This is a genomic window from Hyunsoonleella sp. J2K-J805 (assembly GCF_057167125.1).
Window position 1 is genome coordinate 3,449,841 of sequence record NZ_CM169901.1, and the last position, 16,585, is coordinate 3,466,425.

Consider the following 16,585-nt stretch of genomic DNA (forward strand, 5'->3'; position numbering starts at 1 on the left):
GTTTAGAGCTTCCAAAACTAAATCTTATCACATTTAAATTTTAAAACATGGCAAAAGAGTTAGGTAAAGTAGTTAAGCTACAAGTTAGGGGAGGTGCTGCGAATCCATCGCCACCGGTTGGACCCGCTCTAGGTGCTGCTGGTGTAAACATTATGGAGTTCTGTAAGCAATTTAATGCTAGAACCCAAGATAAAGCAGGTAAGGTATTGCCAGTTGTTATCTCTGTTTACAAGGACAAGTCTTTCGATTTCGTAATCAAGACACCGCCAGCTGCAGTACAATTATTAGAAGCGGCCAAGGTGAAGAAGGGTTCAGGCGAACCAAACAGAAAAAAAGTAGCTAAAGTGTCTTGGGATCAAGTAAAAACCATTGCAGAAGACAAAATGCAGGATTTGAATGCATTTACTGTTGAATCTGCTATGAAAATGGTTGCTGGTACCGCAAGATCAATGGGAATCACTGTAACAGGGAAATTCCCTTCTTAATCTATTAAAGACATTATAAAATGGCAAGATTAACAAAAAAGCAAAAAGAGGCTTTAGCGAAAATAGAAAAAGGGAAGCTTTATTCTGTTGATGAAGCGTCTGCATTAATCAAAGAAATAACCAATACTAAATTTGATGCATCCGTTGACTTAGCGGTACGTTTAGGAGTAGATCCACGTAAGGCAAATCAAATGGTAAGAGGTGTTGTGTCTCTTCCTCACGGTACTGGTAAAGATATGAAAGTATTAGCATTGGTAACACCAGATAAAGAAGCTGAAGCTAAAGAAGCTGGGGCGGATTACGTAGGTTTAGATGAGTACCTTGATAAAATCAAGGGCGGTTGGACAGACGTTGATGTTATCATTACTATGCCAAGTGTTATGGGTAAATTAGGACCGTTAGGTCGTGTGTTAGGTCCTCGTGGTTTAATGCCAAACCCTAAAACTGGTACGGTAACTATGGATGTGGCTAAAGCGGTGAGTGAAGTAAAAGCTGGTAAAATTGATTTTAAAGTTGATAAAACTGGTATTGTTCATGCGGCTATTGGTAAAGCGTCTTTTAGTGCTGATAAAATTGCGGGTAACGCAAATGAATTATTACAAACATTAATTAAATTAAAACCAACTACTGCAAAAGGAGTTTATGTGAAGAGTATCTTTATGTCTTCTACTATGAGTCCAAGTGTTGCAATAGATCCTAAAATTGGTTAATTAGTTAAATCACTTTTATTATGACAAGAGAAGAAAAATCGCAAGTAATTCAAGACTTAACTGCACAATTAGCCGATAGCGCAAATATCTATTTAACAGATATTTCTGGATTAAATGCAGGTTCCACCTCAGATTTACGTCGTGCTTGTTTTAAGGCCAACGTAAGTATGGCAGTAGTAAAGAACACATTACTTGAAAAAGCTATGGAAGCTTCAGACAAAGAGTTTGGAGATCTTGCAACAGTGTTAAAAGGAAACACTTCGGTAATGTATTCTGAAACTGGTAATGCGCCAGCTAAGGTAATTAAAGCGTTTAGAAAAAAATCAGAGAAGCCTTTGTTAAAAGGAGCTTTTATTGAGGAAGCTATTTACATTGGTGACGAACAGTTAGACGCATTAGTTGAAATTAAGTCTAAAGATGAGTTGATTGGAGAAATTGTAACATTACTTCAATCGCCAGCTAAAAATGTTATTTCTGCACTTAAATCAGGTGGAGGAACATTGGCAGGTATCATCAAAACATTATCCGAAAAAGAGGGATAATCAAATAAGTACGCACTTTTTACAATTATATTATTATTAAAAAATTATTAAAACGATAGAAAAATGGCAGATTTAAAAGATTTCGCAGAACAATTAGTTAACTTATCAGTAAAAGATGTTAATGAGTTAGCTACTATATTAAAAGAAGAGTATGGTATTGAGCCTGCTGCGGCTGCTGTAGCTGTTGCTGCTGGTGGCGGTGCTGCTGGTGGTGGTGAAGCTGCTGAGGAAAAATCAGAATTTGATGTAATTCTTAAAGCTCCAGGAGGTTCTAAATTAGCTGTAGTAAAACTAGTTAAGGAATTAACTGGTCTTGGCTTAAAAGAAGCTAAAGGATTAGTTGATGAAGCTCCTTCTGCAATTAAAGAAGGTGTTGCTAAAGATGAGGCCGAAGCTCTAAAATCTCAATTAGAAGAAGCAGGAGCAGAGGTTGAGCTTAAGTAAGCTTAATTACTCAACAATACAAAGGTTTAGGTCTATTCCGTTAATGCGGAATTTGGCCTAGACCATTTTGCGTCTATAACCATGGGCGTAAATAAATAGTGAAAACAGCCTTTTAAGTAGGTGAAAAATTAGGCTGAAATATCAGTGTTTAAAAGCACTATCATCATATTTTTTAATCAAAATTCCGTCCATTGATGTTGTCAACACAAGCTGAAAGATTAAATTTCTCCTCTATTGTAAATAGAACGGAATATCCAGATTTCTTGGATATCCAGATTAAATCCTTCCAGGATTTTTTCCAATTAGAAACAAAGTCTGAAGAAAGGGGTGATGAAGGATTATACAATACCTTCATGGAAAACTTCCCAATCACAGATTCACGTAATCAATTCGTTTTAGAATTTTTAGATTACTTTATTGATCCACCTCGATATGCTATTGAAGAGTGTATTGAAAGAGGATTAACTTACAGTGTTCCTTTAAAAGCACGTCTAAAACTATACTGTACCGATCCTGAGCATGAAGATTTTGAAACTATCGTTCAAGACGTATACTTAGGCACCATTCCTTACATGACGCCTAGTGGAACGTTTGTTATCAACGGTGCTGAGCGTGTCGTAGTATCTCAATTACACCGTTCGCCAGGGGTATTCTTTGGTCAATCATTCCATGCCAACGGTACAAAATTATATTCAGCAAGGGTAATACCATTCAAAGGTTCTTGGATAGAATTTGCTACAGATATCAATCAGGTAATGTACGCCTACATTGATAGAAAGAAAAAATTACCTGTAACAACGTTATTCCGTGCTATTGGATTTGAGCGTGATAAGGATATTTTGGAAATTTTTGATTTAGCGGAAGAAGCTAAGGTTTCAAAAACAGGTTTAAAGAAATACTTAGGACGAAAATTAGCGGCGCGTGTATTGAACACTTGGCACGAGGATTTTGTGGATGAAGATACGGGCGAAGTAGTATCTATTGAGCGTAACGAAATAGTGCTTGATCGTGATACTGTACTTGACAAGGAAAATATTGAAGAGATTCTTGAAGCAGGCGTTAAAACTATCTTATTACACAAAGAAAGTAATGAGCAAGGAGATTATGCGATTATCCATAACACGCTTCAAAAAGATCCAACAAATTCTGAAAAAGAAGCTGTTGAACACATCTATAGACAACTACGGAATGCAGAACCGCCAGATGAGGAAACAGCTCGTGGTATTATAGATAAGCTATTCTTCTCAGACCAACGTTACTCTCTTGGAGAAGTAGGTCGTTACAGAATGAACAAGAAATTAGGTTTGGATATCGGAATGGATAAGCAAGTGCTTACTAAAGAAGATATCATTACCATTATAAAATATTTAATTGAGTTAATCAATTCTAAAGCAGAGATTGATGATATTGATCACTTATCAAACCGTCGTGTACGTACGGTAGGAGAGCAGTTGTCATCTCAGTTTGGTGTTGGTTTAGCACGTATGGCACGTACTATTCGCGAGCGTATGAATGTGCGTGATAATGAGGTATTTACCCCTATCGATTTGATTAATGCAAAGACATTGTCTTCCGTGATCAATTCATTCTTTGGTACAAATCAATTATCTCAGTTCATGGATCAAACTAATCCATTAGCAGAGATTACTCATAAGCGTCGTTTATCCGCTTTAGGACCTGGAGGTCTTTCAAGAGAAAGAGCAGGTTTTGAGGTTCGTGATGTACACTATACGCACTACGGTCGTTTATGTCCAATTGAAACACCTGAAGGACCAAACATTGGTTTGATTTCTTCACTTTCCGTATATGCGAAAGTAAATTCAATGGGATTCATTGAAACACCATATAGAAAAGTAGAAAGTGGTGTTGTTGATATCAAAAATGCACCTACATACTTAAGTGCAGAAGAAGAGGAAGAAAAATTAATCGCTCAAGCAACGGTTGAAGTTGATGAGAGCGGTAAAATTTTACACGATAAAGTTATCGCCCGTATGGAGGGTGATTTCCCAGTAATCGATCCAAACGAATTGCATTATACCGATGTTGCGCCAAATCAGATTTCATCTATCTCGGCGTCATTGATTCCGTTCTTGGAGCATGATGATGCAAACCGTGCTTTGATGGGATCAAACATGATGCGTCAGGCGGTACCATTATTAAGAGTAGATGCACCAATTGTAGGTACAGGTTTAGAACGTCAAGTAGCTTCAGATTCTAGGGTATTGGTTAATGCCGAAGGAAATGGTGAAGTACTTTATGTTGATGCAAATGAGATCAAGATTAAGTACGATCGTACTGACGATGAAGCCAAAGTAAGTTTTGATTCTGATATTAAAACGTATCCTTTGGTAAAATTTAGAAAAACTAACCAAGGTACATCTATCAACCTTAAGCCTATTGTAACCAAGGGTGATAAGGTAAAGAAAGGACAAGTACTTTGTGAAGGTTATGCAACACAGAAAGGTGAGTTAGCATTGGGTAGAAACATGAAAGTAGCCTTCATGCCTTGGAAAGGATATAACTTTGAGGATGCGATTGTAATTTCAGAAAAAGTAGTTCGTGAAGATATCTTCACATCTATCCATATTGATGAATATTCTCTTGAAGTGAGAGATACAAAACTTGGTAACGAAGAGTTAACCAACGATATTCCTAATGTTTCAGAAGAGGCTACAAAAGACTTAGATGAGCATGGTATGATTCGCGTCGGTGCTGAGGTGAAACCAGGTGATATTTTAATTGGTAAGATTACACCAAAAGGAGAATCTGACCCAACTCCGGAAGAGAAATTATTGAGAGCTATCTTCGGTGATAAAGCTGGAGATGTAAAAGATGCATCATTAAAAGCGTCGCCGTCATTAAATGGTGTAGTAATCGATAAGAAATTATTCGCCAGAGCGGTAAAAGACAAGCGCAAAAGAGCGCAAGATAAAGATGATATTCTAGCACTTGAAGCGCAATATGATAGAAAGTTTGATGAATTAAAAGATGTTTTAGTTGAAAAATTGTTTGCTATAGTAAATGGTAAGACAGCTCAGGGTATCTTTAATGATTTAGGTGAAGAAGTATTACCAAAAGGTAAGAAGTTCACTTTGAAAATGTTAAATGCTGTTGATGATTATGCGCATTTGGTATCTGGGAAATGGACTACCGATGACAAAACAAATAAATTGGTTGCTGACTTAATTCACAACTACAAAATTAAGGAGAACGACCTACAAGGGTCGCTACGTCGTGAGAAGTTTACTATTTCCGTAGGTGATGAATTACCAGCCGGTATCATAAAACTAGCCAAGGTTTACATCGCTAAGAAACGTAAACTGAAAGTAGGTGATAAGATGGCAGGACGTCACGGTAATAAAGGTATCGTAGCACGTATTGTTCGTCAAGAGGATATGCCATTCTTGGAAGATGGAACGCCAGTTGATATTGTATTGAATCCACTTGGGGTACCATCTCGTATGAACATCGGACAGATTTATGAAACTGTATTAGGATGGGCAGGTCAAAAATTAGGACGCAAATATGCAACGCCTATTTTTGATGGTGCTAATATCGATCAGATAAATGCCTTAACAGATGAGGCAGGTATTCCAAGATACGGACATACTTATTTATACGATGGTGGAACAGGTGATCGTTTCGATCAACCAGCAACAGTTGGTGTTATCTATATGTTGAAATTAGGACATATGGTTGACGATAAAATGCACGCACGTTCTATCGGGCCTTACTCATTAATTACGCAACAACCTTTAGGCGGAAAAGCACAATTTGGTGGTCAGCGTTTTGGTGAGATGGAAGTTTGGGCACTTGAGGCTTATGGCGCATCAAGTACCTTACGTGAGATCTTAACTGTAAAATCTGATGATGTAATTGGTAGAGCTAAAACATACGAAAGTATTGTCAAGGGCGAACCAATGCCAGATCCAGGTTTACCAGAATCTTTCAACGTATTAATGCACGAATTGAAAGGTTTAGGACTAGACATCAGATTAGAGGAGTAAAACTTAAGTTTCCAGTCGCGGTAAACAGTTGGTAACTCAAACTGTATACTGAGACTGAGACTGAAAACTAAAAAAACATGGCAAGAAAACAAGATAAAAATACAGTTAAGAGATTTAATAAAATCTCAATTGGTTTAGCATCACCAGAATCTATTCTAGCAGAATCTAGAGGTGAGGTTTTAAAACCTGAAACTATCAATTATCGAACCCACAAACCAGAGCGTGATGGTTTGTTCTGTGAGCGTATTTTTGGTCCTGTAAAGGATTATGAGTGTGCTTGTGGTAAGTATAAAAGAATTCGCTACAAAGGTATCGTTTGTGATCGTTGTGGGGTTGAAGTTACTGAAAAGAAAGTACGTCGTGATCGTGTAGGACATATCAACTTGGTAGTTCCCGTAGCTCATATTTGGTACTTCCGTTCTTTACCAAACAAAATAGGTTATTTACTTGGGTTACCTTCTAAGAAATTAGATATGATTATTTACTACGAACGCTACGTAGTAATTCAACCAGGTGACGCTAAAAATGAAGAAGGAGAGCCATTACAAAAAATGGATTTCCTTACTGAAGAAGAATATTTAAATATTCTTGAAGAACTACCTCAAGAAAATCAATATCTAGAAGATACTGACCCAAATAAGTTTATCGCTAAAATGGGTGCGGAGTGTCTGATTGATTTATTGGCACGTATCGATTTAGAAGGATTATCTTATGAATTACGTCATAAGGCAAATACCGAGACTTCAAAACAACGTAAAACAGAAGCATTAAAACGTTTACAAGTTGTTGAGGCGTTAAGAGAATCTAACAATAATCGTGAGAACAGACCAGAATGGATGATTATGAAGGTGGTGCCAATTATTCCGCCAGAATTACGTCCGCTAGTGCCATTGGATGGAGGTCGTTTTGCAACGTCTGATTTGAATGATTTATACCGTCGTGTAATTATCCGTAACAATCGTCTTAAGAGATTGGTTGAGATTAAAGCACCAGAAGTTATTTTACGTAATGAGAAGCGTATGTTGCAAGAATCTGTAGATTCTTTGTTTGATAACACACGTAAATCTTCAGCAGTAAAAACAGACTCTAATAGACCATTAAAATCGTTGTCAGATTCACTTAAAGGTAAACAAGGACGTTTCCGTCAAAACTTACTAGGTAAGCGTGTTGATTATTCTGCACGTTCTGTAATTGTTGTTGGTCCAGAATTAAAATTATTCGAATGTGGATTGCCAAAAAATATGGCAGCTGAGTTATACAAGCCTTTCGTCATTAGAAAACTAATTGAAAGAGGGATTGTAAAAACAGTAAAATCTGCGAAGAAAATCATAGATAAAAGAGAGCCAGTAGTTTGGGATATCCTGGAAAATGTGCTTAAAGGACATCCGGTATTGCTAAACCGTGCGCCAACGTTGCATAGATTGGGTATTCAAGCCTTCCAGCCAAAATTGATTGAAGGGAAAGCGATTCAGTTACACCCATTGGTATGTACAGCATTTAATGCAGATTTTGATGGTGACCAGATGGCGGTACATTTACCACTTGGGCCTGAGGCGATTTTAGAGTGTCAGTTATTAATGTTGGCTTCTCATAATATCTTAAATCCAGCAAACGGTTCCCCGGTAACAGTACCTTCTCAGGATATGGTACTTGGTCTTTATTATATGACCAAGGAGCGTAAATCAACACCAGAATTACCGATTAAAGGTGAAGGTTTAACATTCTACTCTCCAGAAGAGGTAGAAATTGCTTTCAACGAGAAGCGAGTTGATTTGAATGCAGGTATCAAAGTAAGAACCATCGATATTAATGAAGATGGTAAGTTGGACAGGATGATAGTTGAAACCACTGTGGGACGTGTGTTATTTAACCAACATGTACCACAAGCAGCGGGTTACATCAATCAGGTATTAACTAAAAAGTCTTTAAGGGATATAATTCATGATATTCTTAAAGTGACTTCAGTTCCTGAAACTGCTGAATTCTTGGATGCTATTAGGACTTTAGGTTTCAAATTCGCATTCCAGGGTGGATTGTCATTTAGTTTAGGTGATATTATTATCCCCCAAGAAAAGCAAAGCATGATTGATAAGGCGAATGGACTAGTTGATGGTATTACTGGAAACTATAACATGGGACTTATTACCAATAATGAACGTTACAATCAGGTTATTGATATTTGGACATCTACCAATGCTGAGTTGACAGAATTATCAATGAAGCGTATCCGTGAGGATCAACAAGGATTTAATTCTGTGTTTATGATGCTTGATTCTGGAGCTCGTGGATCTAAAGAACAAATTCGTCAGCTTACTGGGATGCGTGGATTAATGGCAAAGCCTAAAAAATCTAACGCCGGTGGTGGAGAAATTATTGAAAACCCGATTCTTTCAAACTTTAAAGAAGGGCTTTCAATTTTAGAATATTTTATCTCAACTCACGGTGCTCGTAAAGGTCTTGCCGATACCGCTCTTAAAACGGCAGATGCAGGATACTTAACACGTCGTTTAGTGGATGTTTCTCAAGATGTTATCATTAACAGTGTAGACTGTGGTACATTAAGAGGGGTAGAAGTAGCGCCATTGAAGAAGAATGATGAAGTTGTTGAGACTTTAGAAGAAAGAATTGTAGGGCGTGTAGCATTAAATGATACATACAATCCTCATACGGATGAATTAATAGTTGCAGCAGGAGATTTAATTGATGATAATATTGCTAAAGCTATTGAAGATTCTGCTATAGAAACCTTAGAAGTACGCTCTCCATTAAGTTGTGAGGCAACTAAGGGGATTTGTGCAAAATGTTACGGTCGTAATCTTGCCACAGGTAAAATGGTTCAAAGAGGTGAAGCAGTTGGTGTAGTAGCGGCACAGTCTATTGGAGAACCAGGTACTCAGTTAACATTGCGTACGTTCCACGTAGGGGGTATTGCTGGTAACATTTCTGAGGATAATAAGCTTGCAGTTAAGTTTGATGGTATTGCCGAAATAGAAGACCTTAAAACTGTTAAAGGTGAAGATTCTGAAGGAAATATAGCAGATATTGTAATATCTCGTACTTCTGAAATCAAATTGGTCGACAAGAAAACAGGTATAACCCTAAGTACTAACAATATTCCTTATGGTTCTACCATTTTCATTGAGAATGGTCAGGAATTGAAGAAAGGCGACGTCGTTTGTCAATGGGATCCATATAACGGTGTAATTATTTCTGAATTTGCTGGTAAAGTAAAGTATGAAAATATCGAGCAAGGGGTAACATACCAAGTTGAAATTGATGAGCAAACAGGATTCCAAGAAAAAGTAATTTCAGAGTCTAGAAATAAAAAATTAATCCCAACACTTCATATCGAAGATGGTAAGGGTGAAACGATTCGTTCTTATAACTTACCAGTTGGAGCGCACTTAATGATTGACGATGGCGAGAAAATTAAGGTTGGTAAAATCTTAGTGAAGATACCTCGTAAATCAGCTAAAGCAGGTGATATTACTGGAGGTCTTCCTCGTGTAACAGAGTTGTTTGAAGCACGTAACCCATCTAATCCTGCTGTTGTAAGTGAGATTGATGGTGTGGTGTCTTTCGGTAAAATTAAGAGAGGTAACCGCGAAATCATAGTCGAATCGAAATTAGGTGAAATCAAAAAGTACCTAGTAAAGCTGTCAAATCAGATTCTGGTTCAAGAAAATGATTTCGTGAAAGCTGGTATGCCACTATCTGATGGTTCTATTACACCAAACGATATCTTAAATATTAAGGGACCATCAGCGGTTCAGCAATATTTAGTAAATGAGGTGCAAGAGGTGTACCGTTTACAAGGTGTGAAAATTAATGATAAGCATTTTGAAGTAGTTGTGAGACAGATGATGCGTAAAGTTAGAATTATTGATTCTGGTGATACCATTTTCTTAGAAGATCAATTAGTACATAAAAGCGATTTCATTATTGAAAACGATGAGATTTTCGGAATGAAAGTTATTGAAGATGCTGGAGATTCTACTAATTTAAAAGCGGGTCAAATTATTTCACCTCGTGAACTTAGAGATGAGAACTCTATTTTACGTAGAGAAGATAAGAAGCTTGTTGAAGCTAGAGATGCGAAACCAGCAACAGCAACACCTATTTTACAAGGTATTACCAGAGCTTCGCTTCAAACTAAGTCATTTATTTCTGCAGCATCATTCCAGGAAACAACGAAAGTGCTGAATGAAGCAGCGGTTGCAGGAAAAGTTGATACTTTAGAAGGACTTAAAGAAAATGTTATCGTTGGACATAGGATTCCAGCAGGAACAGGTATGAGAAATTATACTGATATTATCGTAGGTTCTAAAGAAGAGTTTGATGAAATGATGCAGGTAAAGCAAGAGATGAATTTTAATTAAATGATACCCAGACACCACAAGCCGAAGGTGCAGTGGATTCTGATGGTAGAATTTATCTCGAACTTGTTTCGAGATCTCATTTTTGAGAGATAACAAATAATTTTAAAAAGCCTTCAAGTGATTTCACCTGAAGGCTTTTTAACTAATAAAAAAAAAGAATAATCAGATTATGGCAGATGAAAAAGACCAACAAAAACAAGGTCAGATCAATATAGAATTAGATGAAAAAGTAGCAGAGGGTACTTATTCAAACTTGGCAATTATCAACCACTCTGTATCTGAATTTGTAGTGGATTTTGTTAATATTATGCCGGGAGTTCCAAAAAACAAAGTTAAATCCAGAATTATTTTAACACCTCAACATGCAAAACGTTTATTAAAAGCGTTAGGCGATAATGTGGCGAGGTTTGAAAACGCTCATGGTGAAATTAAAGATTACGAGCAACCACCTATTCCTCTTAATTTTGGGCCAACAGGTCAGGCTTAATAATTGCTTAAGATATATAGATTAACATACATACAATAAATATGTGGTTCTCGAAATGTTTAATCGAGCAACTAGCGATTCCTCTTAATTTTGAACCAACGGGACAAGCTTAGAATAGCAAAAAATCCTTTGAAATATTGATTTCAAAGGATTTTTTTGTAGGCATATTTTTTTTTAAACTAAACAGTTTCTTTTTGGTTCTTTTTGTAATACTGTAAAGCACCAGAAGGGCATTTTTTTATCTGTGTAATAATATCGTCGGTTTTACCATCGTCCAAATTTATCCAAGGGATAACTCTATCGCTAAAAACATTAGATAGTTCTTTAGCACATTTTCCTGAGAGTTGGCATACACAGGGGTCGTAAGTAACAGTAATATCTTCATTACTAAATTCTTTAGATTCTATTTCCATGGTTATATCAATTTGGGGTTGATTTATGATTTCAAGTTATACATAGATTGTTGTTAAGATTTAAAAAATCGTTAAATAGCTAAAAAAGCTTGATTAATTTATACTTTTCGATGAAGTTCAAGTTTTATTTTATTCAAATTCCGATGTAAAGTGAAATTTGATACTTGGGTATTTTTGTTGAGTCATCTGTAATGAAAACGCTGAATCAGCTAAAAAAACAAGTTGACTTTGTTTGTCTTTCGCTAAAAAACGCTGTTTTACCCTTAAAAACTCTTTGTACTCCTCATTTTTAGGGTCTTCAGGTTCTATCCAACACGCTTTATGTACATTTAAATTCTCATACGTACATTTTGCCCCATATTCGTGTTCTAATCGATATTGGATAACTTCATATTGCAGTGCACCAACTGTTCCAATTACTTTTCTTCCATTTAATTCTAAAGTAAATAATTGTGCAACGCCCTCATCCATTAGCTGATCAATACCTTTAAACAGCTGTTTAGCCTTCATAGGATCGGCATTGTTAATATATCTAAAATGTTCTGGTGAAAAACTAGGAACACCTTTGTAATTAAGTATTTCGCCTTCAGTTAAAGTATCTCCAATTTTAAATGTACCTGTATCTTGAAGGCCAACAATATCACCAGGGTAAGAGATATCTACTATTTCTTTTTTCTCAGCAAAAAATGCGTTAGGACTTGAAAATTTCACCTTTTTGTTATGTCTTACATGCAAATACGGTGTGTTGCGCTTAAATTCACCTGATACAATTTTAACAAAAGCTAAGCGGTTTCTGTGGTTTGGATCCATATTGGCATGAATTTTAAAAACAAAACCAGTAAACTTTTTTTCATCAGGTTTTACAAGGCGCTCTTCGCTATTTTTTGGTCTAGGTTTGGGTGCTATTTCCACGAAGCAGTCCAGTAATTCTCTAACACCAAAGTTATTAAGTGCCGAACCGAAAAATACGGGTTGAAGATTTCCTTCTAAATAAGCATCTTTATCAAACTTTGGATAAATACCTTCAACAAGCTCTATTTCTTCTCGTAGAGTATCAGCTGTTGCTTCACCAATTAGTTTATCTAATTCAGGTGAAGACAAATCTGAAATTTCAGTAGTTTCTTCAATGTTTTTTCTACTATCACCACTAAACAGATTAATGTTCTTTTCCCAGATGTTGTATATGCCTTTAAATTCATAACCCATTCCGATTGGGAAACTTAATGGCGTAACTTTTAGTCCTAACTTTTGCTCAACTTCATCCAATAAGTCAAAAGCGTCTTTTCCTTCTCTATCTAACTTGTTGATGAAAACAATCATGGGAATGTTTCGCATACGACAAACTTCAACTAGTTTTTCCGTTTGCTCCTCAACACCTTTAGCAACATCTATAACAACAATTACACTATCTACGGCTGTTAAGGTTCTAAACGTATCTTCAGCAAAATCCTTATGTCCAGGTGTATCTAGAATATTGATTTTTATACCATCATACTCAAACGCTAAAACAGAAGTAGCAACAGAGATACCACGTTGACGCTCAATTTCCATAAAATCACTCGTAGCGCCTTTTTTTATCTTATTACTTTTTACGGCTCCAGCTTCCTGTATGGCACCACCAAAAAGTAACAACTTTTCGGTTAAAGTTGTTTTACCAGCATCAGGGTGAGAAATAATCCCAAAAGTGCGTCTGCGTTGTATTTCTTTTAAAAAACTCATAATATGCTTTCAAATAGTTTGCAAAGATACTATTAATAAGTTCAATTAAAAGTTATGATTAAATCGTATTACCATATAATTTTAGTGAAACATCTATATATTTACAGCTATAATTTAATATTGCATGAAGGACAACCTTGTTTTACTACTTTGTTTTTTTTTAATTTCGGTTAATTTATTGTCTCAAGACAAACTTCATTTAAAAGATTCTGTATTACATAGATTAGAAAACTTTATCTTAAAAGATAAGTTAGATTCTGTTTCGGGATTAATTGCTAAGCAAAAGCGAACTCCTTACGTAGAGGTTTTAAAGCGAATTTATAAAAAGGAAAACCCTACCTATTCTGATTATAATAAATTCATTTCTAGTATAGAAAATAACCCAAATGTGAATTATCAGGATGTCTCGAATTACATCAATAAAATTATTACGGCGCCCAAAAACAGAAACGAAATAGATTTGGATTATGTAACCATTAAATGGCTGCAAGTATCTAAGCTAAGGGATGAGGCTTCTATTGGAGAAGCTAGTATTGAACAAGACAAACTAGAAGATTATATTAACCGTTTTGATCCCTCTGATGTTAATACGATTAAAGCTAGTTTATTATCAAGTACGCATCAGTTGGTTTTGTATCAAATACAGAATGACGTAAAAAATGGTAAAGCACTATGCTTGAAAAATCTAAAAAAGGCTAACGAACTTGATGATACCAGATTAAAAATTGTTTTCTTATATCATTTATGTGACTTTTATATTATAGAAGGGAAGCTTATTGAGTACATAGAAGCGAGTGAACAAAGTTTAGAACTTGAAAACAAACTTCCAACCAAGACATCATATTATATAGGTACTGTAATTCACTTATTAGATGCTTATATATACAAGGGAGGCAATGAAAAAAGAGCCGAAGAGTTGCTAAACTTGCTTTACAGCAACCCAGATACAAGACAACTTAGTTATTGCTGTATGCAAAATACCTTTCAACTGTAAGTCCAGACTCACCAAAATTGCAACTAGTGCTCAAACAGTTTGAAGTTTCTAATGTATTGGAGTTTTGCAAAAAAATTGAGTCTATGGGAGAAAAAGTATTAAACCCAAATGATTTTTTCCATGTATTAAATGAGTCTTCAAAAGCTTTAACTACGCATGGTTTTTTTGAAGAAGCATTAATATATAAAGATAAATGTATAACACTCACAAGAAAAATCTACTCTGAAGATTTATCCCAATCACTTTCAAGTTTTAAAACCAAAGAAGCTGTTAAAGCAAAAGAGGTAGAAATTGACCGTGTAAAGGAACGCTTAAAATTATATATTGTAATTGCGGCTTTAATAGCAAGCTTGCTATTGATAACTATTATTTTTTTAATTCGTAAACGAAAACAATCAAGGATTTTAGAAACAAAAAATAACCAAATCAATCGGGCATTGAATGAAAAAGAGCTTCTTGTAAAAGAGGTGCATCATCGTGTTAAGAATAATTTTCAATTGATTGCAAGCTTGTTAGAACTTCAAGCAAAAAATATAGAAGATGAAAAAGCTATAGAATTTGCTAAAGAAAGTAAGAATAGATTAAAATCTATGGCACTAATTCATCAAAAACTATATCAAAACAAAAATAGCTTAATCAATTTCGAACAATATATATACCTCTTAGTAAAAGAAGTATCCTTATTATATGCTTCTAGCGATACTGTAGACATACAAGTTTCTACAAATAACTTATTTTTTGATGTCGATACAGCTTTACCGTTAGGTTTAATAGTTAATGAACTAGTTACAAATGCATATAAATATGCATTTTCTAATAATTATAAAGGAGAATTAAGGATAACTATTAATAAGATCGAAGAGGGAAAATATAAACTCAGGGTGTACGATAACGGCCCTGGAATACCAAAAGATTATAATATTAAAAGCCCTAAAAGTTTTGGTCTCAACTTAGTAAAACGTTTGGTAAAACAGCTAAACGGTTCTTTCTCAGTTTTTATTAATGACGGCACTGTTATAGAAATAGTATTTCAAGATAAAAATGCAAGAAAAACTATTGATTAATTTAGATATAAGTAAATGAATAAGATTAAAGTTTTAGTAGTTGAAGACGAAATTATTATTGCTGATGATATATGCAGTACTCTTGAGGATTTAGGTTTTGAAACTATGGAACCAGCAATGAATTATACCGAAGCGCTTGAATTGATTGAAACCAATAAGCCAGATATCGCAATTTTAGATATACAATTGTCCGGTAAAAAAACAGGAATTGACTTAGGGAAAAAAATTAATAAAGATTATAACTTTCCTTTTGTTTTTCTAACGTCTAACTCTGATAAAGGAACTTTAAATCAAGCAAAAAAAGTAATGCCCCATGCATATTTGGTAAAACCTTTTTCTAAAGAAGAGCTATATACAACTATTGAGATTGTTCGCAATAACTTTCTACAGAAAGACCAGGCTACTAACAATAATGAGCAGATTATAGAAAAAGCTTTATTTATAAAGGTTAAGGATGCCATAGTTAAATTAGCTTTTAATGATATTTTATACTTAAAAAGTGAACATGTATATGTAGAAATTGTTTTAAAGAACAAAAAAACACATTTAGTAAGAGCGAATTTAAATGATATGCTAAATAAATTGAATAATACATTTATACAAGTACACCGAAGTTATATCATAAATTTAAATTACATAGAACAAATTCAAAATAAGGCATTGGTTATTCAAAAAGAAAATATTCCCATAAGTAAAACGTATAAGGAACTTTTTTTTAAACGTATAAATCTAGTAACCAGTTCCAAATAGTTATTACGATTCCCTTAAAATTTAATTTTTGGCTTAAAGTAAAATTAAATCTGCTTTTAATGTATACCGTAGAACATGAATTCATGTTTATTATTAAATAATAGAGTGACATAAGTTTAATTGATGTGTCTAAATATTAAAGTTTTTTTTGGTTAAAATCTTAATATGTATTAAAATCATCATACACATTTCAGAACATTTTTTTTAACATTCAGAACAATTTTACCGAGAATCATCTATTAATTGTTAGATTTACCCGATGAACGGCAAATAAATAACGATGAAATGACACTTTTGTCGATTAAATACAAGCTTAATTGGTAATATTTAGTATTTAAATAGATATTATTTTACAATACAAAACATGTGATAATCGATCTCTCGTTTATAGAATATACACTTTACCAAATAGTTATGGACAATTTATTGTTTGTAATAAACTTGTTTTTTTGTTAACAAATGTTAATTTTACAAAAAACACCTCTTAAATGTTATTGCAACATTCTCTCTCATTTATAACCATAATCGTATTTACTTTCAATTATAGCATTTGTGTATTGAATTAAAAACTAATGTATAGCTCAAGAATAT

The 16,585-nt window shown here is 34.6% G+C and carries 12 protein-coding genes; 10 read left to right on the top strand and 2 right to left on the bottom strand.

Annotated features, from left to right (window positions below; translation table 11 throughout):
• Nucleotides 1-47: 47 nt before the first annotated feature.
• The 7 genes from rplK to AC1B0Z_RS15275 all read left to right on the top strand — a co-directional run bounded on the left by rplK (nucleotide 48) and on the right by AC1B0Z_RS15275 (nucleotide 11,054).
• Entirely contained in the window at nucleotides 48-485 is a 438-nt protein-coding gene (rplK, locus tag AC1B0Z_RS15245; RefSeq protein ID WP_092577137.1) for a 50S ribosomal protein L11, read from the top strand.
• A gap of 20 nt (nucleotides 486-505) precedes the next feature.
• A complete protein-coding gene (rplA, locus tag AC1B0Z_RS15250) occupies nucleotides 506-1,195 on the top strand; it encodes a 50S ribosomal protein L1 (RefSeq protein ID WP_483793002.1) in 690 nt (229 codons plus the stop codon).
• A gap of 20 nt (nucleotides 1,196-1,215) precedes the next feature.
• The gene (gene rplJ, locus AC1B0Z_RS15255; RefSeq protein WP_483793003.1) at nucleotides 1,216-1,737 is read left to right on the top strand and encodes a 50S ribosomal protein L10; all 522 of its coding nucleotides are present in this window, start codon (nucleotides 1,216-1,218) and stop codon (nucleotides 1,735-1,737) included.
• Nucleotides 1,738-1,800: 63 nt separating this feature from the next.
• Nucleotides 1,801-2,181 (top strand): 50S ribosomal protein L7/L12, encoded by a 381-nt coding sequence (gene rplL, locus AC1B0Z_RS15260; RefSeq protein WP_483793004.1) that lies wholly within the window; start codon nucleotides 1,801-1,803, stop codon nucleotides 2,179-2,181.
• A 194-nt stretch (nucleotides 2,182-2,375) separates the two neighbouring features.
• Nucleotides 2,376-6,188: a DNA-directed RNA polymerase subunit beta gene (gene rpoB / locus AC1B0Z_RS15265; RefSeq protein ID WP_483793005.1), complete on the top strand. Its 3,813-nt coding sequence runs from the start codon at nucleotides 2,376-2,378 to the stop codon at nucleotides 6,186-6,188.
• Nucleotides 6,189-6,265: 77 nt separating this feature from the next.
• A complete protein-coding gene (gene rpoC, locus AC1B0Z_RS15270) occupies nucleotides 6,266-10,567 on the top strand; it encodes a DNA-directed RNA polymerase subunit beta' (RefSeq protein ID WP_483793007.1) in 4,302 nt (1,433 codons plus the stop codon).
• A gap of 169 nt (nucleotides 10,568-10,736) precedes the next feature.
• Nucleotides 10,737-11,054, top strand: coding sequence for a DUF3467 domain-containing protein (locus AC1B0Z_RS15275; protein ID WP_130963273.1), 318 nt, complete (start codon nucleotides 10,737-10,739; stop codon nucleotides 11,052-11,054).
• 179 nt (nucleotides 11,055-11,233) lie between these two features.
• Here the strand turns inward: AC1B0Z_RS15275 and AC1B0Z_RS15280 are convergent, their stop codons facing one another.
• Together AC1B0Z_RS15280 and AC1B0Z_RS15285 are read right to left on the bottom strand one after the other, a co-directional pair.
• Complete coding sequence (locus AC1B0Z_RS15280) at nucleotides 11,234-11,467, bottom strand: (4Fe-4S)-binding protein (RefSeq protein WP_483793008.1); 234 nt, start codon at nucleotides 11,465-11,467, stop codon at nucleotides 11,234-11,236.
• A gap of 129 nt (nucleotides 11,468-11,596) precedes the next feature.
• Nucleotides 11,597-13,186, bottom strand: a complete 1,590-nt coding sequence (locus tag AC1B0Z_RS15285; protein ID WP_483793010.1) for a peptide chain release factor 3 — start codon at nucleotides 13,184-13,186, stop codon at nucleotides 11,597-11,599.
• A gap of 124 nt (nucleotides 13,187-13,310) precedes the next feature.
• Here AC1B0Z_RS15285 and AC1B0Z_RS15290 point away from each other — a divergent pair, with 124 nt between their 5' ends.
• The 3 genes from AC1B0Z_RS15290 to AC1B0Z_RS15300 all read left to right on the top strand — a co-directional run bounded on the left by AC1B0Z_RS15290 (nucleotide 13,311) and on the right by AC1B0Z_RS15300 (nucleotide 15,994).
• Entirely contained in the window at nucleotides 13,311-14,180 is an 870-nt protein-coding gene (locus AC1B0Z_RS15290; protein ID WP_483793011.1) for a hypothetical protein, read from the top strand.
• Between the two features lie 83 nt (nucleotides 14,181-14,263).
• Nucleotides 14,264-15,244 (top strand): sensor histidine kinase, encoded by a 981-nt coding sequence (locus AC1B0Z_RS15295; RefSeq protein WP_483793013.1) that lies wholly within the window; start codon nucleotides 14,264-14,266, stop codon nucleotides 15,242-15,244.
• 15 nt (nucleotides 15,245-15,259) lie between these two features.
• On the top strand, nucleotides 15,260-15,994 hold the full coding sequence (locus AC1B0Z_RS15300) for a LytR/AlgR family response regulator transcription factor (protein WP_483793015.1): 735 nt from the start codon (nucleotides 15,260-15,262) through the stop codon (nucleotides 15,992-15,994).
• Nucleotides 15,995-16,585: the final 591 nt, after the last annotated feature.

Coding starts and splice junctions, on each gene's coding strand:
- rplK (WP_092577137.1), top strand. CDS start 48: ATGGCAAAAGAGTTAGGTAAAGTAGTTAAGCTACAAGTTAGGGGAGGT.
- rplA (WP_483793002.1), top strand. CDS start 506: ATGGCAAGATTAACAAAAAAGCAAAAAGAGGCTTTAGCGAAAATAGAA.
- rplJ (WP_483793003.1), top strand. CDS start 1,216: ATGACAAGAGAAGAAAAATCGCAAGTAATTCAAGACTTAACTGCACAA.
- rplL (WP_483793004.1), top strand. CDS start 1,801: ATGGCAGATTTAAAAGATTTCGCAGAACAATTAGTTAACTTATCAGTA.
- rpoB (WP_483793005.1), top strand. CDS start 2,376: ATGTTGTCAACACAAGCTGAAAGATTAAATTTCTCCTCTATTGTAAAT.
- rpoC (WP_483793007.1), top strand. CDS start 6,266: ATGGCAAGAAAACAAGATAAAAATACAGTTAAGAGATTTAATAAAATC.
- AC1B0Z_RS15275 (WP_130963273.1), top strand. CDS start 10,737: ATGGCAGATGAAAAAGACCAACAAAAACAAGGTCAGATCAATATAGAA.
- AC1B0Z_RS15280 (WP_483793008.1), bottom strand. CDS start 11,467: ATGGAAATAGAATCTAAAGAATTTAGTAATGAAGATATTACTGTTACT.
- AC1B0Z_RS15285 (WP_483793010.1), bottom strand. CDS start 13,186: ATGAGTTTTTTAAAAGAAATACAACGCAGACGCACTTTTGGGATTATT.
- AC1B0Z_RS15290 (WP_483793011.1), top strand. CDS start 13,311: ATGAAGGACAACCTTGTTTTACTACTTTGTTTTTTTTTAATTTCGGTT.
- AC1B0Z_RS15295 (WP_483793013.1), top strand. CDS start 14,264: ATGGGAGAAAAAGTATTAAACCCAAATGATTTTTTCCATGTATTAAAT.
- AC1B0Z_RS15300 (WP_483793015.1), top strand. CDS start 15,260: ATGAATAAGATTAAAGTTTTAGTAGTTGAAGACGAAATTATTATTGCT.